This is a genomic window from Shewanella litorisediminis (assembly GCF_016834455.1).
Classification (GTDB): Bacteria; Pseudomonadota; Gammaproteobacteria; order Enterobacterales; family Shewanellaceae; genus Shewanella; species Shewanella litorisediminis.
Window position 1 is genome coordinate 2,350,416 of the sequence record NZ_CP069213.1, and the last position, 25,001, is coordinate 2,375,416.

At 54.5% G+C, this 25,001-nt stretch carries 21 protein-coding genes; 13 read left to right on the forward strand and 8 right to left on the reverse strand.

From position 1 onward, the window contains the following. Positions 1–20: 20 nt before the first annotated feature. On the forward strand, positions 21–392 hold the full coding sequence (locus JQC75_RS10210) for a diacylglycerol kinase (RefSeq protein WP_203324016.1): 372 nt from the start codon (positions 21–23) through the stop codon (positions 390–392). 15 nt (positions 393–407) lie between these two features. On the opposite strand, the gene JQC75_RS10215 is transcribed toward JQC75_RS10210, so the two are convergent. Then, complete coding sequence (locus tag JQC75_RS10215) at positions 408–1,280, reverse strand: LysR substrate-binding domain-containing protein (protein WP_203324017.1); 873 nt, start codon at positions 1,278–1,280, stop codon at positions 408–410. A gap of 135 nt (positions 1,281–1,415) precedes the next feature. Between JQC75_RS10215 and JQC75_RS10220 the strand changes: the two genes are divergently transcribed. The 4 genes from JQC75_RS10220 to JQC75_RS10235 all read left to right on the forward strand — a co-directional run bounded on the left by JQC75_RS10220 (position 1,416) and on the right by JQC75_RS10235 (position 5,172). Then, positions 1,416–1,853, forward strand: a complete 438-nt coding sequence (locus tag JQC75_RS10220; protein WP_203324018.1) for a MaoP family protein — start codon at positions 1,416–1,418, stop codon at positions 1,851–1,853. Between the two features lie 20 nt (positions 1,854–1,873). After that, positions 1,874–2,803, forward strand: coding sequence for an ATP-grasp domain-containing protein (locus JQC75_RS10225; protein WP_203324019.1), 930 nt, complete (start codon positions 1,874–1,876; stop codon positions 2,801–2,803). A 185-nt stretch (positions 2,804–2,988) separates the two neighbouring features. Then, a complete protein-coding gene (locus tag JQC75_RS10230) occupies positions 2,989–3,849 on the forward strand; it encodes a hypothetical protein (protein WP_203324020.1) in 861 nt (286 codons plus the stop codon). 267 nt (positions 3,850–4,116) lie between these two features. Then, complete coding sequence (locus JQC75_RS10235) at positions 4,117–5,172, forward strand: GGDEF domain-containing protein (protein WP_203324021.1); 1,056 nt, start codon at positions 4,117–4,119, stop codon at positions 5,170–5,172. Here the strand turns inward: JQC75_RS10235 and JQC75_RS10240 are convergent. From JQC75_RS10240 to pdsO, 3 genes are all read right to left on the reverse strand, one after another. Next, positions 5,159–5,710: a class GN sortase gene (locus JQC75_RS10240; protein ID WP_239001993.1), complete on the reverse strand. Its 552-nt coding sequence runs from the start codon at positions 5,708–5,710 to the stop codon at positions 5,159–5,161. The two genes, JQC75_RS10235 and JQC75_RS10240, sit on opposite strands and share 14 nt — an antisense overlap. 79 nt (positions 5,711–5,789) lie before the next feature. Next, positions 5,790–7,961: a marine proteobacterial sortase target protein gene (locus JQC75_RS10245; RefSeq protein ID WP_203324022.1), complete on the reverse strand. Its 2,172-nt coding sequence runs from the start codon at positions 7,959–7,961 to the stop codon at positions 5,790–5,792. A 93-nt stretch (positions 7,962–8,054) separates the two neighbouring features. Beyond that, a complete protein-coding gene (pdsO, locus tag JQC75_RS10250) occupies positions 8,055–8,777 on the reverse strand; it encodes a sortase-associated OmpA-like protein PdsO (protein WP_203324023.1) in 723 nt (240 codons plus the stop codon). Between the two features lie 236 nt (positions 8,778–9,013). Between pdsO and pdsR the strand changes: the two genes are divergently transcribed. The 4 genes from pdsR (at position 9,014) to JQC75_RS10270 (ending at position 14,319) form a co-directional block, all read left to right on the forward strand. Next, a complete protein-coding gene (gene pdsR / locus JQC75_RS10255; RefSeq protein ID WP_203324024.1) occupies positions 9,014–9,709 on the forward strand; it encodes a proteobacterial dedicated sortase system response regulator in 696 nt (231 codons plus the stop codon). After that, positions 9,706–11,865, forward strand: coding sequence for a proteobacterial dedicated sortase system histidine kinase (gene pdsS, locus JQC75_RS10260; RefSeq protein ID WP_203324025.1), 2,160 nt, complete (start codon positions 9,706–9,708; stop codon positions 11,863–11,865). Before pdsR ends, pdsS begins: the two co-directional genes overlap by 4 nt. A 157-nt stretch (positions 11,866–12,022) precedes the next feature. Further along, the gene (locus tag JQC75_RS10265) at positions 12,023–13,024 is read left to right on the forward strand and encodes a DUF2785 domain-containing protein (RefSeq protein WP_203324026.1); all 1,002 of its coding nucleotides are present in this window, start codon (positions 12,023–12,025) and stop codon (positions 13,022–13,024) included. Positions 13,025–13,113: 89 nt separating this feature from the next. Next, positions 13,114–14,319, forward strand: coding sequence for a cystathionine beta-lyase (locus tag JQC75_RS10270; protein WP_203324027.1), 1,206 nt, complete (start codon positions 13,114–13,116; stop codon positions 14,317–14,319). Positions 14,320–14,473: 154 nt separating this feature from the next. Here JQC75_RS10270 and JQC75_RS10275 read toward each other — a convergent pair whose 3' ends face one another. Together JQC75_RS10275 and yegD are read right to left on the reverse strand one after the other, a co-directional pair. After that, positions 14,474–14,968 (reverse strand): CreA family protein, encoded by a 495-nt coding sequence (locus JQC75_RS10275; RefSeq protein WP_203324028.1) that lies wholly within the window; start codon positions 14,966–14,968, stop codon positions 14,474–14,476. A gap of 21 nt (positions 14,969–14,989) precedes the next feature. Then, complete coding sequence (gene yegD, locus JQC75_RS10280) at positions 14,990–16,342, reverse strand: molecular chaperone (protein ID WP_203324029.1); 1,353 nt, start codon at positions 16,340–16,342, stop codon at positions 14,990–14,992. 375 nt (positions 16,343–16,717) lie between these two features. On the opposite strand from yegD, the gene ppk1 reads away from it, so the two are divergent. From ppk1 to JQC75_RS10295, 3 genes are all read left to right on the forward strand, one after another. Further along, complete coding sequence (gene ppk1, locus JQC75_RS10285) at positions 16,718–18,877, forward strand: polyphosphate kinase 1 (RefSeq protein ID WP_203324030.1); 2,160 nt, start codon at positions 16,718–16,720, stop codon at positions 18,875–18,877. A gap of 59 nt (positions 18,878–18,936) precedes the next feature. Further along, on the forward strand, positions 18,937–20,406 hold the full coding sequence (locus tag JQC75_RS10290; protein ID WP_203327195.1) for a Ppx/GppA phosphatase family protein: 1,470 nt from the start codon (positions 18,937–18,939) through the stop codon (positions 20,404–20,406). Positions 20,407–20,808: 402 nt separating this feature from the next. After that, a complete protein-coding gene (locus JQC75_RS10295; protein ID WP_203324031.1) occupies positions 20,809–21,006 on the forward strand; it encodes a hypothetical protein in 198 nt (65 codons plus the stop codon). Positions 21,007–21,046: 40 nt separating this feature from the next. On the opposite strand, the gene JQC75_RS10300 is transcribed toward JQC75_RS10295, so the two are convergent. Together JQC75_RS10300 and JQC75_RS10305 are read right to left on the reverse strand one after the other, a co-directional pair. Continuing rightward, entirely contained in the window at positions 21,047–22,780 is a 1,734-nt protein-coding gene (locus JQC75_RS10300) for a SulP family inorganic anion transporter (protein WP_239002146.1), read from the reverse strand. A gap of 109 nt (positions 22,781–22,889) precedes the next feature. After that, on the reverse strand, positions 22,890–23,498 hold the full coding sequence (locus tag JQC75_RS10305; protein WP_203324032.1) for a LysE family translocator: 609 nt from the start codon (positions 23,496–23,498) through the stop codon (positions 22,890–22,892). Between the two features lie 101 nt (positions 23,499–23,599). Here JQC75_RS10305 and JQC75_RS10310 point away from each other — a divergent pair, with 101 nt between their 5' ends. Beyond that, positions 23,600–24,943, forward strand: a complete 1,344-nt coding sequence (locus tag JQC75_RS10310; protein WP_203324033.1) for an aminotransferase-like domain-containing protein — start codon at positions 23,600–23,602, stop codon at positions 24,941–24,943. Positions 24,944–25,001: the final 58 nt, after the last annotated feature.

Sequence of the window (25,001 nt, forward strand, 5' to 3'; positions counted from 1 at the left end):
TGGCAATGTTGGGGGAAAACATGAAACCGGCTAATAACCATGGCGTCAGACGCATCATTCGTGCGACCGGCTTTTCTTTTAAAGGCTTAAAATCTGCGTGGGTGCACGAAGCGGCTTTTCGTCAGGAGCTGGTACTCGCCTGCTTGATGGTGCCGGTGGCACTGTGGGTGGATGTGAGTACGGTTGAAAAATTATTGATGATCATGGCGGTGTTCATTGTACTCATCACCGAACTGCTGAACTCTGCCATAGAAGCGGTTGTGGACCGTATCGGGGATGAAATCCACCCCCTCTCGGGTCAGGCCAAGGACATAGCGTCGGCAGCCGTATTTATGAGTCTTGCACTCTGTACCCTGGTGTGGGCCTTCATCCTGCTACCTTTACTCTGGTAACGCGACCCTTTGCACTCAGGCGCTGAGCTCTTCGGCGCCTTCATCCGATTCCCGCGCCAAAAAACTCACAGCCCGCTCTATCTGAGCCAGCCTGTCGTTTTGAGACCAATAAACCACATACACATTACGCGGAATGGAACGCGCCCCGTCCACCCGGTACAGCTCTCCACGTTCAAGAAACGGGCTCACCATGTGATCCGGCAAAAATGCACTGCCACCGTTGTTAAGCACAAAATCCAACGCAATACGTGATGAACTGGTGTGCAGCACAGGCAGCGGCATATCGCCAAATTCCTGAGCGTGAAGAATATTAAAGGCAGTGCCCCAATCAACCTTAATGTAGTGATGCTTCAGGCATTCCGGCAAACTGAGTGGTCCTATACTGGACACCAGCCACAACTGCACCACACCAATACGGATCTGCTCAAAGTCTTCCATTTTGGGTGGATCGAAGGAAATCGCCATATCCAGAGTGCGCTCCATCAACTGACGGGTCATCACATTCTGGGGCAAAACTTCGGTTCGTAAAGCCACCCCTGGCAAGCCCTTGTGCAAGGATTGCAGGTTACCCTGTAAAAAAGCATCCCAGATGTTAGGACCGGCACCTATGGTCAGCTGTGTCGATTGCAACCGACTCAGTGACACGTCCTGCTTAGCGCGCTCCCAAGCTGTCAGCACAGCCTCGGCATGATTCAACATTCGCTCTCCGGCTGGCGTTGGCTGAATATTATTGCGTTGGCGCTCAAACAGCTCCACGCCGAGGATCGTTTCAAGCTGCTTCACCCGGAAGCTGACGGCGCTTCGGGTAAGGTAAAGATTTTCGGCAGCTTTTCCGAAATGGCGGGTACGTGAAACTTCCAAAAAGGTTTTCAGCAGATCTGTGTCCATAAAATTTCTTTGACCAACAAGACCAAAATTTTTTGATTCCTAATTCAAGGATACTAGCCAATACTCCAGTTGCAAATTATCCCACAGCTTAGGTAATCATCGCTATCAGCTTTTGTTGTATGGAAGGAAAAGACAATGTCAGAACAGTTAGTTGCCAGTAAAATCTATCAGGGTATGCCCGAGTCGGCCCCGATGAGCTTTCTGAGTCAAAGGCGCTTTTATGACGATGCCAATTTCCCCAAGGGGTTTCGCCGCAGTGGAGACTTTACCAACAAAGAAGCCGAATTGTTGGAATGTCACGGTCTGGCCATGAAAGCGCTCGCGGACGGCAGTCGCCTGCCATCGACTGACGAAGAGGCCCAATTTGTCGATGTTGTGCGCGGTAACAAGCCGCCCAGTAGCATACTGGAGCAGATCTGGTTAAAGTATTGCAAGCTGGCTCAGGGTAAGCCTTTCTACGCGGTCGTTGGCACAGTCCACGCCCCCGCAGTTGCTCCTGAGGCTGAAATTGAACTCGATGATATCGACGATGACGAGGTTTCTGATGATGAGGAACCCGAGGACACACCATGACGCTTAAGGCGAATATCTGAATGCGCGGCTGGATTTTATATAAGGAAACCGCGACTCAGCTCAAACCCGAACTGTACGAAATTCAACGTCTGTTGGACGCCGCCAAGGCGGACAACATAGATCTGCAGGTCTATGCCCCGGATGAATTTGATTTGACCGTTACCCGGGAAGACAACAAGAGTATTTTGCTTAATGGGCAGCCGGTTGAGCTGCCCGATTTTATTATCCCCCGCATGGGTTCAGGTACCACCTATTTTGCTCTGGCGATTATTCGCCACCTGGAGCGTTTAGGGGTTTATAGCCTCAACTCATCACGTGCCATTGAAACCGTAAAGGACAAACTTTTTTCTCAGCAGTTGCTTGCCGAGAAAAATCTGCCCACACCCAAGACCATGCTGGTGAAGTTCCCGGTGGATATTGAACTGGTGCAAAGCCATCTGGGCTTTCCTGTGGTGATCAAAACCTTGTCTGGCTCCCAGGGCAGTGGCGTGTTTTTGTCACACAAGCCACGTGAGTTTGATGACCTGATGCAGTTGATTGAGGCCACCAATAAAAACGCCAACATCATACTGCAGGAGTTTATTGCCAACAGCCATGGACGGGATCTGCGGGTGTTTACCATTGGCGGACGTGTGGTGGGCTGTTTCGAGCGCCGAGCTGCGGAAGACAGCTTTAAAGCCAACGTCAGTGCCGGTGGTGCGGCGCTGCCCTTCGAGGTCACTCCCGAAATTGAATGGCTGGCCACCCAAACAGCCAATATCCTCGACCTGGATGTGGCCGGTATCGATCTTTTGTTCGACAATGGCCACTACAAGATATGTGAAGCCAACTCCTCGCCGGGATTTGAAGGCCTTGAGTCTTGCCTTAACGTGGATATCGCATCGCAGATCCTGCACTTTATCCGCATCCGACTGGGGATGTTCAATAAAGAAGACCCACACTCAATTTGAGAACAAAAGCACCCTTCGGGGTGCTTTTTTGTTCAGGGTCAAAGTTTTTCACAATTTTGCAAACAAATATTTCACAATCCTCTGCCTTTGTGGTTAAACTCCAGAACGGCCAAGGTACGCCACCTTGACCGTCCGGGTAACAGCTAACCACATAATAACGATAAAGCCAGATTTCAGGAGCGACAATGCGGGCAACTTCGACCCTATTGTTACTGGCATTGGCAGGATTCAGCCAGTGCGCGCTCGCCAAGGATATGACCCTCAGGGTCGGTGGATTTTACTCTCAGTCTGATTCCAGCATAGACGTGACCGATCCCGTGATTGGTAAGGACTTTCGCCTGGATTTTGAGAGCGATCTGCAGCTGGCCGAAAACCAGTTCCTGCCCTTTCTCGAATTCGAATACGCCTTTGCAGACAGGCACAATCTTTACTTCGACTGGAAGCGGCTACATCGCAGCGCCGAAACCAATGCCGTCACCCGCCCATTTCAGGTGCAAATCGACGATACCGTGTTTGTCGTCACTGCCGGTGGCAAACTCAATACCACGCTCAATATTGATGTGCTTCGACTCGGCTATGGCTATGACCTGCTGCAAGGCAGCGATTACAGCCTGGGGATTACCCTGGGGTTGCACACCATGTTCATAGAGTCGGTGTTTGAAGGCGCTATCGGCGCCTGCCTTGCCACCGAACTGGATGGCGACCTGTGCAGCCAAAGACCCATTCCGCGCATTGTAGAAAACAATGTCACTGCGCCCTTGCCGGATATTGGCCTGATTGGTCATTATGAGTTTTTTCCCGGCTGGCGCTTCTCTGCCCATGGGCAGTATTTCGCCATCAAACTGGACGATCTTGAAGGCTCGCTGACCGACATTCGCGCAGGTGTCAGCGCCGATTTGGGCGAGAGCTGGAGTCTGTCTATGGCCTATAACTATTTTAAAGTTGATGTGGATGTAACCCAGTCCGCGGAAAACATCAAAGTTGCTGATTACAATATTTTCTACCGATTTATCGGCCCGATGATTTCGGTCAGCTACCGTTTTTAACGAACGAGTTATCGCATTGAATACATCAAGGCCCCACGGGGCCTTTTTGCTGCCCATTGTCTTTCATCCGGGATATCCCCTGGGCCCAGCTTTGCACTGCGCCACGTGAATCTCTTACCGCTGAATATGGAATCCCGACTGTGAGTCTCGCAGGTTCCCCACAGGTAAATAGAGCTTCATCACCAAGCGTGAAACCTTTGGTTTCAACCATCTGGCTTCAGGGCTATCATAAGCTTATCGCTTCCTCTATTGTCGTAGGAACAGCCCATGGGCGAAAAGCCGCAGACCCCAGAAATGGCACCCAGCGACCTTATGCAAACCGCCGCAGGGCGTTTGAAAAAGGCCGTTCCGCTGATGCTTAAGCATCAAATCCCTACCACCCCCACAAACTACGCCCTTTGGTACACCTATGTAGGAGAGCAGCAACCCGAGCTCAACAAAGCGCTGGATGATTTGGTTGCCCAGTACCACACTTTGCCCCCGGTCAGTGGCGAGCTATTGTATCGGCAACATCTGGCCGATCCTGTCGCGCTTGATGTGCGGGACATGCGCCAGAACCTCGAAGCCATGGCAACAGAGCTTGGCAACCAGCTGAAAGACACCAATCTGGATGCCACCGCATTTCAGCAGAAAATCGACGCCAATTTTTCACGCTTGGAACGCATAGATAATGAGACCCTGAGTATTGAGCAGGTGCTGAATCTGGTGCGTAATCTGGTGAAAGAATCCGATGCCATCCGCGAGTCCACCAGCTACTTTACCGGTCAGCTTGCCAAAGCCCAGCAAGAAATCGACACCCTCAAACTCCGGCTGGCCCAGAGCGAAAAAGACATCTTTTTCGATGCGCTCACGGGATGCCTGAACCGGCGGGCGTTCGATGCCGATCTTGCTGGCTTACTGGCACAGGCGCCGGATGGGTGCTGTCTTATCCTGTGCGATATCGATCATTTCAAAAGCTTTAACGATAACTATGGCCACCAGCTTGGCGATCAGGTGCTGAAACTGGTGGGCAAACGCCTCACAGAATCCTGCCGTGACGGCGTAAAGTGCTACCGTTACGGCGGCGAGGAATTTGCCTTACTGGCGCCCTCAACCAATCTGCGCATCGCCCGGCAGCTCGCAGAAGGCATTCGCCGCAGTGTGGAAAAGCTTACCCTCAAAGACAGACGCAGAGATGCCCGTATCGATAATATCAGCGCATCTTTCGGTGTGGCCCAGTGGCAGCCCAAAATGACCGCCAGAAGCCTGATTGAAAGCGCCGACAAGCAGCTATACGAAGCCAAACGACTCGGACGCAATCGGGTAATGCCTATCTCAGGCTAACCACCATCGCTTTGGCGACCGTGTCCGGACGACCCCAAAGCTCGTCCGGCTCTGCCACCACAACAAAGCGCTCATCGGCCCTGTCACTGAGACCATAAAAGGGGTAACAGGTTATGAGGGTTAGTCTGTCGGTCACTTGCTCCAGCACGGATAACTCTCGCTCCGATACCACAGAGGTGTATTTCACCCGATACTGCTGCACCTCACCGCGCATGTTTTCAAGCACCAGTTCATCCCCGGGCGCCAATTCCCGCAAAATGGCAAAATGTGTATCCCTGTGACCTGCAATCACGGTATTGCCGCCGGCCCCCGGGGCCGCAGTTTCTTCCAGCCAGCTTGGGGCAAACGCCAGGTTACGACCATTTGCCCCCGCCAGAATGTAAAAGCTTTCACTGTTTTCACCCTCACGCCTGAGCGTCAGGCTCGCGATGGGATAGGTGTCGGCCCAACCCCAGGGTTTATGGGGCAAGCCGTCTTTCAGGCTCTGCTCCCAGGCACTGGCAATTAAGTATTGAGCAAGAAAGGCTTTTGCCTGCATATATCCTCCATAACTCATAAGAAAAACACCCGATAACAACAGCATTAACGGCCAGTGCCTGCGGGGTCTGCCCCCCAATCTAAACCGGCTCATCATCCCGCCTCCATGGGACAGTGCAGATGGCGATGAGCACAAGCAAGCTGCCGCTCAGCAATAAGCCAAAGCTGCCCGATGCCGTTTGTGGCAACCTGCCACCTTGCCAGCCATGGGGCGTGGCTTCCGGCAGCCTGGCATCCAAACCCTGTCCGTTTGAGACCCGGGTTCTATCCACGGCAATCAGGCTGGTGTGGGCTGTAACCAGATGATATTCAAGCCCAAGCGCCACGGTCGCGGCGCGCCGCTCTGTGGGTGTTAAGGTTTGACGGGCGAGGTCATCGACCGCGGCTTTGCCATACTGAAGATCCAGACCACTGCCTCCGGGCACGGGTCGCGGCATCAGCTTGCGCTCCCAGATATGGCCGTCGGTATTTCCCCTGACGACAATGGGCATCAGGGTGTCCGGGGCACTTCGCACACTCAGGCCCAGCGCCTCACCTGCGTATAAGTCAGGCAAGGCGGCAGGTACTGAATCCACGGGGCGACCATCCGCCCAGGTCACGGAAAGGTCGCTCACTACCGGGTGCTCAATACGGCTGAGGAGCTGATTCATTTTCTCAGCCACCTCACCGCCATGACCGATAAAGGTGAAGCTGCCACGACCTGCTGCAGCGGCACGGCTCATGAAATAACCGTTTGGCGCGGCGCCTATTGCCACGGGGAAAAGCCGCGACTGGCCAAGACGGCGCTCAATCAACCCAAACAGCGCATCTTCCCCGTTCACCGCGCCATCCGTGATAAAGAGCACCTGGCGCAGCCGGTTTGTGTCTGCGTTTACCGGGGAAGGCGTTTTTAGAGCCAGCTCAAGGGCTGACGCCATCTCGGTGCCACCATCGGCTTCGAGACTGCGTACAAATTGCTGCGCCGCACCCAGATTGAACGCCGTTGCCGGTTGGGCGTCCGCCCAAAGCGGCCTTGCGTCATTGGAAAATGCGATGATATTGAACCTGTCCTGTGGCCCCAGACCACCCAGCGCGTGGATAAGGGCACTCCGGGCCTGCACCATGGAGTCTCCCGCCATGGAGCCCGAGGTATCAATTACCATGACCAGCTCCCGCGACAGACGATTGGCCATGGATGGTTGCGGCGGCATAAAGGCCACCAGACCATGGCTATAGTCACCCCGGGCGAATGCGACTTGGCGATTCTCGCCCAGCCCATTGTCATCCCCGGTATTCGTGACTCCCAAAGGCGCGGGATAGCTGTAACCCGGCTGCACCAGAAAGTCCGCAACCGGCTCAGTGCCCTCATTAACCGACCAGGAAAGCAGCAAATCCCTGTCGGCCTCGGAATCGGGGCAAAGGGACAGCTGCCAGCCGCCATCGCGATAATTTTGCTCACACAGACTATGGGTTGGGCTCTCGATGGCGGATACCGCAAAGCCAAAGATACTGGCCGAAAGCGACAGCGTCGGTGCTGGCATCTCAACGTGCGCCTCGGTCGAGGTGCCGGGCCAGAAGCCTGCCGCTGACCGCCAATGATTGCTGGTTTCGTCAAATGGTTCGGAAGAAGGCAAAAGCTGCGGCGTCTCAGTTGAGGCCCCATATCTTGGGGTTTGTGCCGTCGGGATCCTGAGCTCAATCCGCCCCGCCTGTGGGCGCAGAACCTCCTGATAATCAACACTGACAGTCAGGGTCTCTCCGGGCATGAAGTTGGCAATTCGGGTCGAAAAGAGATTGCTTTCGCTGTGGCTCACCAGACTTGCGCGTTTACCCTCCTGTTTGGCCTGCTGGAACACACGCTCGGCCTGGGCCTTTTCCTGAATGTCCCCCTCAATCTGGCGTTCGCCAATTTGCAGGCGCATACCACTCACGGCTGCTTCGGGCGCCAGCGCAAAACGATACTGGCCGTTTATCACCCGATTGCTGTGATTTTTAAAGGTTTGAGAGACAGTGACCCGGCTGACAAAGGCACTGACCTTGACCACATAGCGGGTGTCGAGGGCAAGATTGACTCGCTCCGAGCCCCCATCATCAAACACCAGTTCGCCGCCATGGCCAGGCGCGATGATATCGCCCGGCGCCGCAGTCAGCCTTGCCCCTTCCATTGCCAAGCTAACAGGCTGTGCCCGGCTGGCATCGCTGGCAATCACCGTCCCCGGAGCTGACAGCAGTGCCATCACAGCCAGCGCCGTCAGGCCTGATTTCTGCCTCACTGCAGGCATCCTGTTCCCTTGCCTGTGCATCATCTTTTTATCCTTCATATTATTCGTTGCCCGTGCCATGGGATGACCAGTCGTTGCTTTATATCAGTGTGTTGCAGCCATACTGGTGTCTGCAGGGACCAGTTCGAGGGTCACGCGCCGGTCAAAAAAGTTACTTTCAAAGCCCGCATCAGCACTGAGGGGGGCTGTGGCGCCATAGGCCTTTCCCTGGAGTCTGTCTGATGCCACACCGGCACTGACGAGATACGCTTTCACATTGGCGAGGCGCTGCTCAGACAGGGCCTGGTTGTAGTCACTGGCACCGCGACGGTCGGCAAAACCTTTCAAATCGATAACCAAGTCAGGCTGGGCTTCCATGACCCGGGCAACGGCCTGCAGTTGGTTTTGAAAATGCGGCTCAATCTCCGACGAGCCGGTTTTGAACTGTACGTTGAGCCCCAGCGTAAGCTCGGTCAGTTTGGCCTCACGGGCCGTTTGCAGGGTATTTAATTGGGCACGGGTGATGGCATAGTCACTGGCAAGGGCATCATAATTGGCACTTTTTTGCGCCAAGCGTTCAATCTCGGCATCCTGGGTGGCGAGAGCCAGCTTATGGTCCTTAATCTCTTCGTCATCCCCGACAGATTTTCCGATAATGCCACCGGCAAAGGCGCCTATGATGGCGCCTACGGGTCCACCCACGGCAGCGCCAATCAGGGCACCTGAGCCCAAACCGACAAGTTCTTCGTTATGGTCGCGCTCGGCGGCATTGGCAGCAGGGGCAATCAGCGCCAGAGAAATAACAGAAGCGAGTAATTGGGTTTTCATAAGTCATCATTCCTTGTTGGACTGCCGGACACCCCGGCCTGTTGGTGATGGACTTATTTAACCCCCCGCTCGTGGCAATCAAGGGGAGTAAAAATGGCGCTTTGCCTATCAATTGTGGCAACAAAATGGCAATCATAGCCCCAGACTTTCAATGGGGCTAAATTGCTGTATAGTCAGCCATAGATTGAATTAGCCCCTGCAAAATTGGCCTCGCGCCCGCTGTATTGAGTCACGCCATGAAACGAATTGCCATCGTCGAAGATGAAGCCGCCATCCGCGAAAACTACAAAGATGTGCTCCAGTCCCATGGGTATCTGGTGCAAACCTTTGCCAATCGTCCCGATGCCATGCTGGCGTTTCAAACCCGGCTGCCGGATTTGGCCATCATTGATATTGGGCTTGGGGATGAAATCGATGGCGGTTTTACCCTGTGCCAGGGACTGAGAGCCCTGTCGCCCACCTTACCCATAATCTTTCTGACCGCCCGCGACAGTGATTTTGATACGGTGACCGGCCTTCGGCTGGGTGCGGATGATTATTTGTCCAAGGAAGTCAGCTTTCCACATCTGCTGGCAAGGCTGGCCGCCCTGTTTCGCCGCTGTGAGCAGCTCAAGGCACCGTCCACACCGGATAATCTGCTGACCCGCGGACACCTGACCATAGATGCCAACCGGATTCAGGTGTACTGGCGCGATGAGCCTATTGAACTGACGGTAACCGAATTTTGGATGGTGCACGCCCTCGCCCGTCACCCCGGCCATGTGAAAAGCCGCACCGAGCTGATGCAGGAAGCCAAAATCTATGTGGATGACAGCACCATCACCAGCCATGTGAAGCGCATTCGCAAAAAGTTCATCGCTGCCGACGCCGAGTTTGATTGCATAGACACCGTCTATGGCATGGGCTATCGCTGGGACAGCCAGAGTTCATGATCCGTCTGCCACTGGGCCTTCGTGCCAAAGTCGTTATTCTCTCGCTGTTTTTGCTGTGCCTGCCCTGGCTTGGCTACCAATATGTGTGGGAGATGGAAAAGTATCTGCGTCACGGCCAGGAACGTACCCTTGAAGGTACCACCCAGGCGCTGGCCACAGCCCTGCACGAGCGCCCGAGGCTGTTCGACAGTCAGGCGAGCTTTTTATCCCAGGTGGAAAAACGCAAAGATCTCTATGCCCACCCGCTGTCGGGCCCCATTCAGCTCGACGGAAAACTGGATGATTGGGAGCCTTACCGCAGCAAGGCAATGCACTATGGCGCAGATATGCAGCTCATGAGAGGCTCACAAAGCAGCCTCAGCTTCAATCACATGATTGGCCGGTATGGTAATTACCTGTATGCCTTTTTTGAAGTCACTGATCCGGCACCTGTGTATCGCGGCCGCAACAGCCTGAGGGTGGACAGAAACGATCATCTGGCCATCGCCACCCTCGATGGCAGCAATTTTTTCCACCGCTATGTGGTGGCAACCCAGAAAGATGGCTGGGTAAACGCGTTCGAACTGCCCGCCGACCCTCAGCTCAGTTTACCGGCGCTGCCGGAAGTGCGGATTCAGGGGCAATGGCACACCACAGCTCAGGGCTACAATATTGAACTCAGGATCCCGCTGGAGATGCTGGGGGGCAAAATCAGTTTTGCCCTCCACGATGTCAACAGTCCCAAGACTCGCGAGCTGGTGGGGATAACGGGCACCTCCCGTACCGACAGCCCCGATAATCTGGGGACTGTACTTGTGCCCTCTCCGGAAATTGAAGCCATCATCAAAGGTATGGGGCACAACAGCGCCCGTATCTGGGTGGTGGACAGGCACGGCCGGGTGCTGGCGCGCTCCGGTGACATTAAAAACAGCGACAGTATCTGGACCAAGGCTATAGGGAATGAACGCCCCGAAGGCGCCTTTGAGCATTGGGTTCAGGAGTATCTCTACCCGCTTTACTACCGGGTGCTCACCAAGCCGCCTGAGGACTTTATCGACGGCCTGCAGGACTCCACTGAGCTCGAAGGCAGCCACATTCAACGGGCACTCTCCGGCAAGCCCGGCAGCACCTGGCGCCTGACCCCGGACAACAAGGCCGTGGTTCTGGCGGCGGCAAGTCCCATTTGGATTGATGATAAGGTGATGGGCGCCGTGGTGGCCGAAGAAACCACCCATGGGATCCGCACCTTAAGAAACCGTGCGCTGGAAAAGCTCTTCAATGTGATCCTGACCATTATGAGCATGGGCACGCTGGCACTGTTTTTCTTTGCCTCCAATATCTCAAGCCGTATCCGTAATCTCCGGGATCAGGCAGAGAGCGCCATCGATGCCCAGGGCCGGGTCAAGGCGAGCATCAGTCCGTCGCAGTCGCTGGATGAAATCGGTGACCTGTCGCGCTCATTGGCGGGCATGGTGCAGCGTTTATCCCAATACACCCATTATCTGGAGAATATGTCGTCCCGTTTGGGCCACGAGCTGAGAACGCCCGTGGCCGTGGTGCGCTCAAGCCTGGAGCATCTCTCTATGCTGAGTCTTGGGGATGACAGGCAAAAGTACGTCGATCGCGCCCAGGAAGGCGTAAGCCGCTTAAGCCTCATTCTTGCCAACATGAGTGAAGCCACCCGTTTGGAAGAGTCACTGTCTCAATCCGACAAGGTACGTTTCGATGCCAAGGCGGTGATAAAGGGCTGTGTTCAGGGCTACCAAATCACCTACCCAGGCGTTGCATTGGCGCTGACGATTGAAGAGGGAGACTACCCGGTGCGCGGCGTGCCCGAGTATCTGGCGCAGCTCATGGATAAGCTGATAAGCAATGCGCTGGAATTTATGACACCGGGTACGCCCATCAATATCAGCGTGAGTCACAGCCACAAGAGGCTCAAGCTCTGCGTTGTCAATCAGGGGCCGCTGCTGCCTGAGGACATGGCAGAGCGCATTTTTGACTCCATGGTCACTGTGCGGCCTCCGGGACAGGACAACAAACCGCACCTCGGATTGGGTTTGTATATTGCACGGCTGATTGCCGGATTTCACGGCGGCGATATCAAGGCTGAAAACCTTACCGGTAACGACGGTGTTCGCATTTCCGTCTCCATGCCGCTTGACTCTGCACTTTGACTGAAACCAAACACGCTCAATTGGCTGAATGACTGAGCCACAGTGAGGGCAAGCAGGTTAAACCTTGCCCTGTTCACGCCACTCTTGTAGCTTTTGCATCGTGAAGGATGATGTATTCATCCGGGTAAAAGCTTTAAGGGATTTTCAGGGACGCATAATGAAAAGTACGGACAAAAACACCGCCTCACATGTCGCCACTGTTACGCAAACACGCATCAAACATGGGGTGAAGGCTCTTGCCTTAACTTCCCTGCTCGGTGTGGCAGCCTTTTCAAGCAGCGTCCAGGCCACAGTTCAAAACGCACAGTTATCCCGGCCACACGCTCCCTGCGTTGATGCAAACTGGCCCACGTCACGACTATTGACCCTCGCAAGCACGGCGTTTGAGCTGCCTGATACCGAACGGGATGCCATGGCAATGCGGCTCTTCAGCTGCCTTGCTGAAGCCGACCCCGAGCTTCGAGATTCCGTCGCCTTCAGTGGATTAAGCCAGTGGCTGAGGGCAAGCGCCCTTAAAGAAGAGACGGTGAACGGCCTTTATACAAAGCTCTCCAAAGATGTGCGGGAGAGGAGAAATGACCCAGATGGTGTCTACCTTCCCTTTGCCATACTGACCCTGTCGGAAGTCGCCAGAGTCGACAGGGTGAGCCCATTTCTTGAGTCCTCTGAGCGGGACGCCCTCATAAAGCTGGCCGCGGATACCATGGCGGGTATCCAGGATTATCGGGGCTTCGATGAAAATCTCGGTTGGCGCCATCAGGTGGCACACAGCGCCGATTTGCTGCTGCAACTCATCCTCAATCCGTCGCTGTCACCAACATCCGTGGTGCAGCTGATTGAATCGTTGCAACGCCAGCTCAGTCCAACCGGACATTTCTATGTATATGGCGAGCCGGAGCGTTTGGCCCGTCCTGTGCTCTACGCCATGTTAAGGGATGATATCCCGGAAGACTTTTGGCAGAGCCAATTAACGACGTGGACCACGCCTGTCCATATCGACAGTTGGGACAAGGCGTTTGCCTCCAATACGGGCCTTGCTGAGCGCCACAACCGCCGGGCATTTTTCAGTGCCCTGCTGTTTGGTGTCTCAGGCAGCAAACAGCCCAGGTTGCTTGCGCTACAGCCCGCCATTCAGGCAGCAATGAAAAAGCTTCCCTGAGCCGGTCGTCAAAGGGAGAGTATCTCGGTTCAATTTAGCCATCTATATGGTAAGATGGCCAAATTCTCATTCCAGGGGCAGGACGCAGCATGTCAGATAAACCCATGAAAACCGCCACGAAAATCGTAAGTCTTGGCCGCGAAAAGAAATACAGCAAAGGGGTGATCAATCCACCCGTGTTTCGCGCCTCCACCATAGTGTTCGACACCATGGACGAAATGCGCCATGCCGCCAAAAACAAACACAATGGGGAAATGTTTTATGGCCGCCGCGGCACCCCAACCCATTTTGGCTTTCAGGCCGCCATTGCCGAGCTTGAAGGCGGTGCGGGCACCGCGCTTTATCCCAGTGGCGCGGCTGCCATTTCAGCCAGCTTATTGGCCTTTCTTCAGGCAGGCGATCACCTGCTGATGGTCGACAGCGTGTACGAACCGACCCGGGATCTGTGTGACAAGGTGCTCAAGGGCTACGGTATTGAAACCACCTACTACGATCCCTTGATTGGCGCCGATATTGAGGCCTTAATCCGCCCCAATACCAGGGTGCTCTTTGTCGAGTCCCCGGGCTCCATCACCATGGAAGTTCAGGATGTGCCTACCATCGCCCGCATCGCCCATGAACACGGCCTGGTGGTGATCCTCGACAATACCTGGGCGTCCCCCATCAACAGCCGCCCCTTCGAGCTCGGCGTGGATATTTCCATTCAGGCGGCCACCAAATACATCGTCGGCCACTCAGATGTGATGATGGGCACGGCCACCGCCAGCGCGCAATACTGGGACAAACTGCGTGAGCACAGTTACCTTCTGGGGCAAACCACCTCACCCGATGACGTGTACCTGGCGGCACGCGGTCTTCGCACCCTGGGCGTGCGCATGGCACAGCACGAAAAAAATGCGCTCACCGTGGCCAACTGGCTCAAGACCCGCCCGGAAGTCGACCACCTGCGCCATCCCGCATTTGAAGAATGTCCCGGCCATGAGTTTTTCAAACGGGACTTTTCTGCCAGTAACGGGCTCTTTTCCTTCGTGTTAAAGCGAGGGACGGTGGAGGCTGTCACCGCCATGGTCGAAGGCATGAGCCACTTTAAGATGGGCTTTTCCTGGGGCGGTTTTGAGAGCCTTATCCTTGGAGTAACCGGGATACACAACATTCGTTCGGCCACCCGCTGGGACAGCAGCAAACCCCTTATTCGTGTGCACATCGGTCTGGAAGACCCGGAAGATTTGATTGAGGATCTCAGCGCCGGGTTTGCGCGTTTCAATGAGGTTATGGCCCGGGACGCGAAAGAGTAACCGGATGATTGATTGAAGGAGCCTTGGGCATTTCCTCAGTTAACCCATCATCTCCCTGAAAAAAAAGAGTCCGCAGTGTCAGCTGCGGACTCTTTTCATGTCTGTCACTTCATCACATCAGTATATGCCTGCAACAGAGCTTCTCATGGGTTAATCAGTTCCCCGGTGACGGGCTGTTCATCGCACCGGACTGCCAGGCTTGGGTGCCATACAAGGGCACGGTTGAGAGCGAATGCTTGTGGCTGCCTGAGGTTTCCTTGGTCGAGTAAGACAGATACATCAGGGTTTGGGAGCCGGCATCGTAAATGCGGCGTACCTTCAGGGTTTTGAACAGCACGCTGAGGGAGCTTGAAAACACCACTTCACCGTTTTTGCTCTTGTCGATGGCGGCAATCTGAGATGCCAGAATGGGCCCTGTCTGACGGCAGGAGATAGACATATCGGAAGGGTCGGCCAGCGATAAATCCGCCTCCACCCGGCTGATGTGACAGGTCACGCCGGGCACCTTGGGATCTTGCCTGGCGTCAATCACCACATCCTTGGTGGTAAAAAGCCCCAGGCTCACCTTGCCTACGTCATCGCCACAGCCCGCAAGCCCCAGGGTGGCAACACCCAATAAGAGGGTGCTTTTCATCCAAGAAATATTCATATCGCCTCCTTAACGCCTTAATCAGGCAAATTCCAGTGCCGCCCGACGGGCAAGCCCGGCGGTGACTGAACCAAAGCTGTCGCCCTGCACCACCTCGATACCGGGGTATACGGCCGCAATACTGTTTGCCACCTGCGGACAGCGGCTGCTGCCACCGGTGACATAAATCAGATCCGGGGCGGCCTCATCCCCAACAGTGGATTTCATCAGCTCGCCAATGCGCAGCACCAAGGGCGCTATCGCCTGACCAAAGGCGTCAACGGCAACACTTGTGTGTGCGCCATCAGGATGCTCAACCTCAGTCGAGTCCACACCGCTGAGGTCGATTTTGGCAAGCTCAGCCAATTTCACCAACTGGCAATGCTGCTGGTCTCGTCTGAGTTTTGCCAGGCGGTCCAGAGCATCTGGGTTGGTGGCGTCTTTTCTAAGCTCCTTTAAGGTCGTGGCATAGCCAAGAGAAAAGAAGTCGCGCTGCGCGCCCACATCATTAATGGCCACCGCCTGCCAGAATAGTTGCCTTGGCATGGGTTTACCCGTGCTCAACATATCACCGAGACCATAATGGGGCATCAGGCATTCCATGGCGAGGGCGATATCCAGGTCGTTACCGCCAATACGCTGGCCACTGTGCCCCAGGCAGTCGTTACTGCGCTCTGTTTGGCCGCGCTTACCGGGCCCCATGGTCACCAAAGAACAATCTGTGGTACCGCCGCCCACATCCACCACCAATACCCGCTTATCTGCTTCGAGTGACGACTCAAAATCAAATGCCGCTGCGAGGGGCTCAAAGAGGAAAGACACCTGGGTGAAGCCCGCTCTCATGGCTGCCGTTTCCAGAATACGCTGGGCCTGAATATTGGCGTCTTCACCGCCAATCCCCTGAAAGTTAACCGGCCGTCCGATAACGGCGTGGGTCAGAGGCGATGGCAGCAAGGCGTCGGCGCGGCTTTTCACCTCAAGCATCATCAGGGTGACTATGTCCTCAAATAAGGCCACCTGCTCCGGGCGCAGGCCGGTTGCGCCCAAAAAAGACTTGGGGGAACGCACAAAAAAGCCTTCTTCAGGGGTATCCAGATAGGCATTTAAGGCCGCTTCGCCGATGAATACAGTATCGTCTGTTGCAGCTAAATCCAGCTCCTGACGCATACGTCTGGCGCGGGCAAGCTCTGCGCCCCGTTTTTGCATCAGCGCCCTGGCCTGCGTGTCGGGTAAGCGCTGGCACAAGGCCTCGGTGATAAAGCTGACATCCAGCGCATACACCACGGACATCAGATACTGACCACCTGCGTCACCGATGGGCAGCAGACGCACTGCGTCCCCTTCACAGACCGCCAGGGCGCAGTTGGCACTGCCATAGTCAAATCCTGCAAACACCCGATTTCTCCAAGCCAATAAAAAAGCCGTCCAAGGTAGCAAAAACGCCACCGACTGAAAAGCCAAAGGCCTCGTTACGGGTGAAAATTAAGCCCCTATTACGTTTAAGAAAGGGGGGCCATGACGGCGCGTCCCACGTGTTGAGATGACCGAGGGCCACTGGCTGATGACCAGAGGGCACGGGTCATAAATCTGACATATTTTTGAAGTAATCTCAGCGGCTGGGCTATTATTTTTCAATAATGCCAATCACTTGTTTCTGATTTAATTTCGGTGGCGCCCCGGGTTCCCAGCATGACAAATGGCTGATATTGTGTGCTGGCCCAGACGACATTCGCTGGCATGGCTGCATCACACGCTCAAAGGAGTTTTCGAGTGTCTCCCAATACAGACAAGATGTTTATCGACAAGGAGCTTTCCTGGCTGTCTTTCAACGAACGTGTGCTGCAGGAAGCCTGTGATCCCGCGGTCCCTTTGGTAGAACGCATACGGTTCCTGGGGATATTTTCCAGTAATATGGATGAATTTTTCCGGGTACGGGTCGCTTCGGTGCGCAGAGGGATTCTGCTCTCCAGTCTGCAGGATGGCCGCAACAACAGTCGCCATCTGATGGCAAAAATTCAAACCCGGGTGCTTACCCTGCAGGAGAGATTCGATACCATTTACGGCGAATTGATGCGCGAGCTGGTCAGGCGCAACATTCTGCTTATCAATGAGTCTCAGCTGAGCGAATTTCAAAGCCAGTGGCTTAAGTTACACTTCCGCGACCAGTTAAAACGTCACATTGCGCCCCTGATCGTCAGTAACCATCGTGCTCTGGTCAAACACATCACAGACAACGCCACCTACCTGGCCGTGTGCTTACACAGTAAGGATCGGCGCCAGTATGCACTGGTGGAAGTGCCCACCAAAAATGTGCCCCGCTTTATTGAACTGCCTACCGAAAAATCCAAGGCCAAAAAGCATCTTATCCTGCTCGATAACATCATTCGTCATTGCCTGGACGACCTCTTTTCGCCGTTTTTCGAGTACGAGAGCATAGATGCGTATTCGATGAAACTGACCCGCGATGCCGACTTTGATGTGATTGATGAGCTGGACCAGAGTCAGCTGGAAAAAATGACCCGTGGCCTGAAAAAGCGCCTCACCGCCGAGCCGGTGCGCCTGGTGTATGACAAAGACATGCCAGAGCATATGTTGGTGATGCTTAAAGAGCAGCTTGGGATCAGCTCCACGGAGTGCCTGGTACCCGGTGGCCGTTATCACAGCTTTAAAGACTTTATCGCCTTCCCCAACCCCGGCCGCAAGTATCTTGAAAACGATAAACTGGCCGCCCTGGACAGCGCCGGTTTTCAGCGCTGCGGCAACAGCTTTGATGCTATCGCCCGCGGCGACATCATGCTCAACTACCCCTACCACAAGTTTTCGCATTTTACCGAGCTGGTGCGTCAGGCGGCCTTCGACCCTGCGGTCAAATTCATCAAGATCAATCTCTATCGGGTGGCTAAAAAGTCCCGGGTGATGCAGTCGCTGATTGATGCGGTGAAAAACGGTAAGCAGGTGACGGCGGTAATTGAGCTCAGAGCCCGTTTTGATGAAGAGCACAATATCGAATGGGCCCGGATTCTGGCGGAGTCCGGTGTTAAGGTGCACCATGGGATCCCAAGCCTTAAAGTGCATTCCAAACTTTGCCTGATAGGCCGTGAAGAGCATGGTGAAAGCCGCCTGTACTGCCATGTGGGCTCAGGTAACTTCAACGAAGGCACCGCCAAGGTGTACACGGATTTGTCCCTGTTCACCGCCAATCAGGAAATTGCCCGTGAGGTTGAGCAGGTTTTCGATTTAATCGAACATCCCTACCGCCGAGACAACTTCAAGCACCTGATTGTCTCCCCCTTTGATGCCCGTCAGAAGCTGATTTCATTGATTGACGATGAAATCCTCAATGCCCGTATGGGCGGCAAGGCAGGCATCACATTGAAACTCAACAACCTGGTGGATGAGCAGCTTATCGGTAAGCTGTACGATGCCTCCATGGCCGGGGTGAAGATTCGCCTGATCATTCGCGGCATGTGCTCACTGGTGCCCGAAATCCCCGGGATCAGTGACAATATCGACGTCATCAGCATCGTCGACAGGTTCCTCGAGCACTCTCGGGTCATGCTGTTCCATGCCGGTGGAGAAAATAAACTCTTCCTCTGCTCTGCTGACTGGATGAGCCGCAACATCGACAGCCGTATTGAAGTGACCACCCCCATTTATGACCCCCACCTCAAGCAAATGGTGATGGACATATTGGCACTGCAATTGTCGGACAATACCAAGGCGCGAATTATCAACAAAGAGCAGAGCAACCCCTACCGCCACCGGGGAAATAAACGTAAAGTACGCTCCCAATTGGCGATATATCAGTATCTTTGCCAATATGAAAAACTCCTCAAGGCGCGTATCGAAGCCGAGGCAGCAGCCTTGGAGAGTGAGTCAGCGGCCCTGGCGGAACATGACGATAACAGGGATCTGCCGGTCGCCAGCTGATCCACGAGGGAGAAAACAGCTTGTCATCATCAAACCAGCGACACTTCGTTGCTATCGATATGGGCTCGAACAGCTTCCATTTGATGATTGCCCGTGAACAAGACGGCAGTTTGCAAATTCTGCATAAAGAAAAAGCGCAGGTACAGCTGGCGCAGGGTCTCAGCCCGGAAGGCTACCTCTCCGATGAGGCCATAGCCCGGGGTCTGGAGTGCCTGCGAAATTTCAGTCAACGCTTTTCAGGCTTGTGTGAAACCCAGGTACGACTGGTGGCGACCCACACCCTGAGAGTCGCCCGCAACCGTGATAAATTTTTAAAAGCCGCACTGACGGTGATCCCCTATCCCATCGAGGTGATCTCAGGCCACGAAGAGGCCCGACTTATCTATTCGGGCATAGCCCAAAGTCAGGTGCTCGCCAGGCATAACCTGGTTATCGATATCGGCGGCGGCTCCACCGAGGTGGTGATTGGTGAAAAGAATCAACCTGTGATGCTCTCAAGCCTTCGCTGTGGCTGTGTCAGTTACAACGAACGCTTCTTTGCCGATGGCGTTCTCTCCCTGAGTGCCTTTCGCGCTGCCCAAGCCGCGGCCGATAAACAGTTTTCATCGCTCTCAAAAGAGTATTTCGACGGTCGCTGGGATTTGGTGCTGGGCAGCTCAGGCTCGGTCAAGGCCATTTGCGAAGCACTGCTGGAGAGCTTTGGCGACGAGACAGTTACCCTCGCCAGATTAAAAGAGCTGAAGCTTAAGTTGGTACAGGCAGGTCATGTCGATGCGCTGCAATTTGCCAATATTGATAAAAAGCGCATCACTCTGGTGCCTGCCGGGCTTGCGATTCTGATCAGTTTTTTCAGACGGCTGGCCATAGAGCAGCTGGAGCCGACACCTGCAGCACTGCGCGAAGGCGTGCTCTATGAACTTGCCCAAATAGACCAGTCACAGGACATAAGGCACCGCACGGTAGAGAGCATCGCCAACCTCTATCATGTGGACACCAAACATGGCGCCAGGGTGCGCAACACCGCCATGGCCCTCTTTGACGGCGTGGCCGACAGCTGGCAAATCCGCCCCTTCGCCCGACTCTTGTCCTACGCAGCCTCATTGCATGAAATCGGTATTCACATCAATTCCCGCGCTTATCACAAGCACGGGGCCTACATCATCGCCAACAGCGACCTCCCCGGTTTCAGTCAGGACTTGCAACAGGATCTGGCCATGTTGATTGGTAACCAGTGTAAAAAGCCGCAGTTTGATCATATCAATGCCCTGCCCGACGGCCGCCGTGAAGTGCTGGTAAAGCTGTTGTGTTTGTTGCGTCTGGCGGTGCTGGTTAACCTTGGCCGGGTTGCACGCTCGCTGCGCCTGAGCTGCTCAGTCCTGGATACCAATGAGCTGGCGGTTATCCCCGAGCAAAGTGCCAGGGTTGACCTGTTGCTGAAAGACCTTAAGCGAGAAAAGAAACATCTGGGGCAGCTGGGGCTGATCCTGAGACTGGACAGCGAGCTTCCCTCTACCACTGACGAAGACTGACAACCCCGCTCCTAGGCGAGCAAGGTCTTGCCTGTGCCTTAACGCCTGCGCGTTGGCCGACTCAAGCCTGCTTGCCTTGAGAATCAGCCTTTTGCTGAACGTAACGCCCTTTTGCATCAGCCAAGCGCAAGCTTTTGACCAAACGGGGATCTTATCCGCAAATCTGCTATTGCCATTGGTTCTTCCAAGACAAAATGGCTACAATTTTAATCGGCGAATCCAGGGTTCAGGTAAAAATTGGCGTTTCGCCGGCAAAAAGGTTCGACGGCGATGAGTTTGTGTACTGGCAAATACGTACATCGTCAGGTAAATTAAAGCGATAAAAAAAATGGAACCCGGTGTTATTTTGGGGAAAACGCAAGAAGCGTCACCTTAACGGACTTGTTTTAAGGTATTGAGTATATGGAAATCACCATCTTGTTGCTGATGTTGCTCTTGGTAGCACTGCATTGCCTGTTCGGATACAAGGCGATACGCAGTGAAGCCAAAATCAGTCAGGGGCAAAAATGCCTCTGGTGCGCACTGAGTCTTGGATTGGGTCCTGCCGGATATTATTTTTATCAAGGGCTTATCCCTTGCGATATGCTTGGCAGAGATTAATCCTGTAATAAAAAAGCCCCGGTTTACCGGGGCTTTTTTATTACAGGTGACTGTGCTCCAGCACCAAATCCAAATCCACTGGTCGCTTGAGTACCGGCGCCTGACCATCCGCCAGTGCCTGCTTGTACAACTGACTCATCTTGAGGGCAAGATAGAGATCCGAGCGGATAAGCAGCCCCCCTTCACCTGTCGGTATGCCCTGCGCCTCACACCAGGACAACAACTGTCTTTTACGCCCGGCCAGAATCAGCCGGATGTGCCTTCGTTTAAGCAACGCATACAAGTCCGACAGCATGGCCATCACACTGATGTCTGGATGAGTAAAACAGGGCACGGCATCAATAATGACGCACTCCGGCGTTTCAGGCTCGGCGGCGATACGCTCGAGGATACGTCGCTTGAAATAACTGGCGTTAAAGTACGTCAGTGGTGAATTAAATCGGTAAATAAACACGCCAGGCACGGCCACGGCTTTATCACTGCCATCCAGGCTTCTCAGCGTCCCCTTGGCATCGAGCCCAAGGCATTGATCGCTCGGGCGCATCACCACCTGCAAAAACTGGAACAAGCCCAGCAATACCGCCAGGGTGATCCCCGGAATAACCCCAATCAGCAGCACGGCCACAAAGGTGGTCATGGCCAGTAAAAACGCCCTCTGATCGCGCTTTCTGAGCTTCCACAAGGTTTTAAGGTCGAGCAGCGACCAGGAGGCCACCACGAGCACCACCCCGAGCGCCGCCGAGGGAATAAAGGCCAGTGGTGCGGTAAACAGCCAGGCAATCACCCCTATGATAAGCGCCGCAATAAGCGACACCAATTGCGTCTTGCCGCCACTGGCATCGTTCACCGCTGTGCGGGAGTCAGCGCCACTCACGGCAAATCCCTGAGACAGCGCAGAAGCGATATTGGCGATGCCCAAGGCCCTGAATTCTTTATCCGGGTCGATATCATAACCATTTTTTGCGGCAAAACTTCTGGCCGTCAGCATCATGCTCACGAAACTGACCATGGCCAGGTTCAGTGCCGGCATCACCAACTCGCGGGCAATACCAATATCAAAAGCGGGCATTTGCAACCCCGGCATATTGATACTCACATCCCCCACCAATGCCACATCGAACTGTTCCAGATTTGCTGCCCACGCCACCAGAGTAGAAACCACAATCACCAGCATGGCAGCGGGCCAGCTGGGTCTGAAACGTTTAACCAGAAGGAAAATCAGCACGGCCCCCAGGCTCATCGCCAGGGTGGCCCAATGAATTTTCGACAGATATCCGGGCGCCGCGGCTATGCGGTCAAGCAGATAGCGCTCATCAAAGCTAAACCCGAGAATTTTAGAAGCCTGACCAACGATAATGGTGATGGCGACCCCGTTTAGCAGCCCCATCAAGATGGGTTTTGACAAAAAATCGGCCAGCACACCCAGTTTGAAACGGCTGGCAATGAGACACCAAAACCCCGTCATGGCAGTCATGGTCATGGCCAGTTGCCAATGTTTGATGCTGTCGCCCGCCGCCAGCGGCGTCACCACCGCCGCCACCACGGCGCAGGTCGCTGCATCTGGCCCCACAATCAGCTGCCGAGAGGTGCCAAAAAGGGCGTAGACCATCATAGGCAGGACGCAGGAATACAGGCCTACCAAGGCGTTTACCCCGGTGAGCTGCGCATAGGCAATGGCCACAGGTAATGCCACGGCACTTACGGAGAATGCGGCGCGCACATCATCTTTGAACCATTCTCTGCGGTAATCTTTAAATGATGCCAGACCCGGCATCAGGGACATCAAACGAGACACACAGACTCCTTTCAATTCATCCGTTCCCAGCCTTATCGTTGAATTAGCTTAGTTTGTCTATCCTTGCCAGTAAAAATAAATCCATTGACTACATCAATATCATTGGCAAGGTCAGCAGCAACGCCACCGCCATCAACTGATTGAAAGCGCGCTGACGCCCGGGTGTGTGTAAAAAGCGGCCAATGGCCTGGCCAAGCACCACCCAGGTGAAGGACGCAGGCAAACCAACCACATTAAACACCAACACCATCACCAGTGCACTGAGCCAGTAGGCTTCTCCCGCGAGGGTAAAGGCGCTGCACAGGGTCATCACGGCCAGCCAACTCTTGGGATTGATCCATTGGAACATCGCTGCTTCCAGCACCCCTATGGGTTTGCTGCGCCCCGACGTGGATTGCCCCCCAAGAGGCGCAGTGGCAATTTTATAGGCGAGCCACAAAAGATAGGCCAGAGACAGGGTTTTGAGGACCTGATGCAGCAGTGGGAAGCCCTCAAACAAGGCGCCGAGCCCCAGGAGCATGGCCAAATGCAATGAAGTGGTGCCCAGGCGAATTCCAACAATATGACGAACACTTTGGCGAACGCCAAAGTTAGCTCCCGACTGTGCCAACAACAGATTGTTGGGTCCTGGGGTCACGGTCATAGTGGCGCAAAATACCGCGGCAGAGAGGGTCAACGCCGTCAGGGTCATTTCCATGAATGAAAAACTCCAAATTGTATGGATACAATAAAGCCATGATTTCGATCAATTATTGCCATACTATAGAGCCCAAGAAACAGATCAATCGGAATATTGTCATGAGTACAATTTGGACTCCCAGACTGGAAGATTTCAGCGGCAGCAAGTATGAACAGCTGGCAAATGCCATAGGTGATGCCATTACCCGCGGGGAATTGACGCCTGGAACCAAGTTACCACCGCAGCGCCGGCTCGCCGATGCCCTTGGCGTGACCCTGGGTACCATCACCCGTGCTTACACCAAAGCCATTTATCGAGGCTGGGTGGAGGCGCGTGTGGGCGATGGCACCTATGTACGGATGCTTGAACGTAAAGACACGGGGCCCCTCGATTTGGCGACTTGCCAACAAGCGGTAACCGATCAGGCCACCATACTGGGAGACGTGATGACCCGCATGGGGCGTGACCCCGTTCGTTTGGCAGGCCTGCTCGACTACCACGCAACACATTCGGAAGTCCAACAAGAGACAGTGCTGAAATTTTTGGCAAAATCCGGGGTGAATGATTTTGGGGGCAAACTGGTGTTTACTCAGGGTGCCCAACAGGGGCTGTATGCCGCCCTCGCGGCAGTATGTGCACCCGGCGACTGGGTATTACATGAGGCCTGGTGCTATCCGGGATTAAATCGCGCCGCCGAAGCCCTTGACCTGAATTTGTGCGGCATTCCCTTGGTGAATGACGGCCTGGATTTGGACGAACTGGCAGCATGCATTGAAAGGCACAAACCCAAGGCCATTTACCTTACACCCAACAGCCAGAATCCTGCCTGTATTGGCTACAGCGAATCTCAGCGGCAACGCATTCTGGCTCTGGCCAGAGCCAACGACATCATCATCATCGAAGACGATGTGAATTACTGCACGTCAACCGAATGGAGTCAGCCCATTTGGCAACTGGCCGCGGATGCGCAATCTGTGGTGTATTTGAGCAGTATCTCCAAACGTTTTGCCGGCGGCATTCGGTTTGGCTTTATGCTGCTGCCGGCAAGGTTGCTGCCCAGGGTCAATCGCATCATACATGCCCAGTGCTGGATGGTATCGCCGCTGCTGATTGAAATAGGTTGTGAGCTTATCCGCTCAGGGGGCATTCACCAACACAGAGACGCCTGGATAACCTCACTGCAGCAACGATTTCTGGCCATGGCGGCATCCCTCGACTTAGAGGCCAAAAGCCGTGGCCTCAATGGTCGCCTGACGCTGCCAGAGGGTTTCAGAGCCAATAATGTGATAGCGGCGCTGGCCTCAAAGGGTATTCTTGCCCGCAGTCTTGCCGATTTCGGCGGCCCGGCCAACGGTATCAGATTCAGCCTTGGCCGTATTCCTCGAGGCGAAGAAGACGAGGTGTTCTCGCGGATACACACCACACTGGCAGACGTGCTGAATCAAGGCATTGCCGTGGTTTAAGCGTAAGCGGATGAGGCTGACCCGTGATGAATCACCTGCTGGGCAACAATTGCTTTCA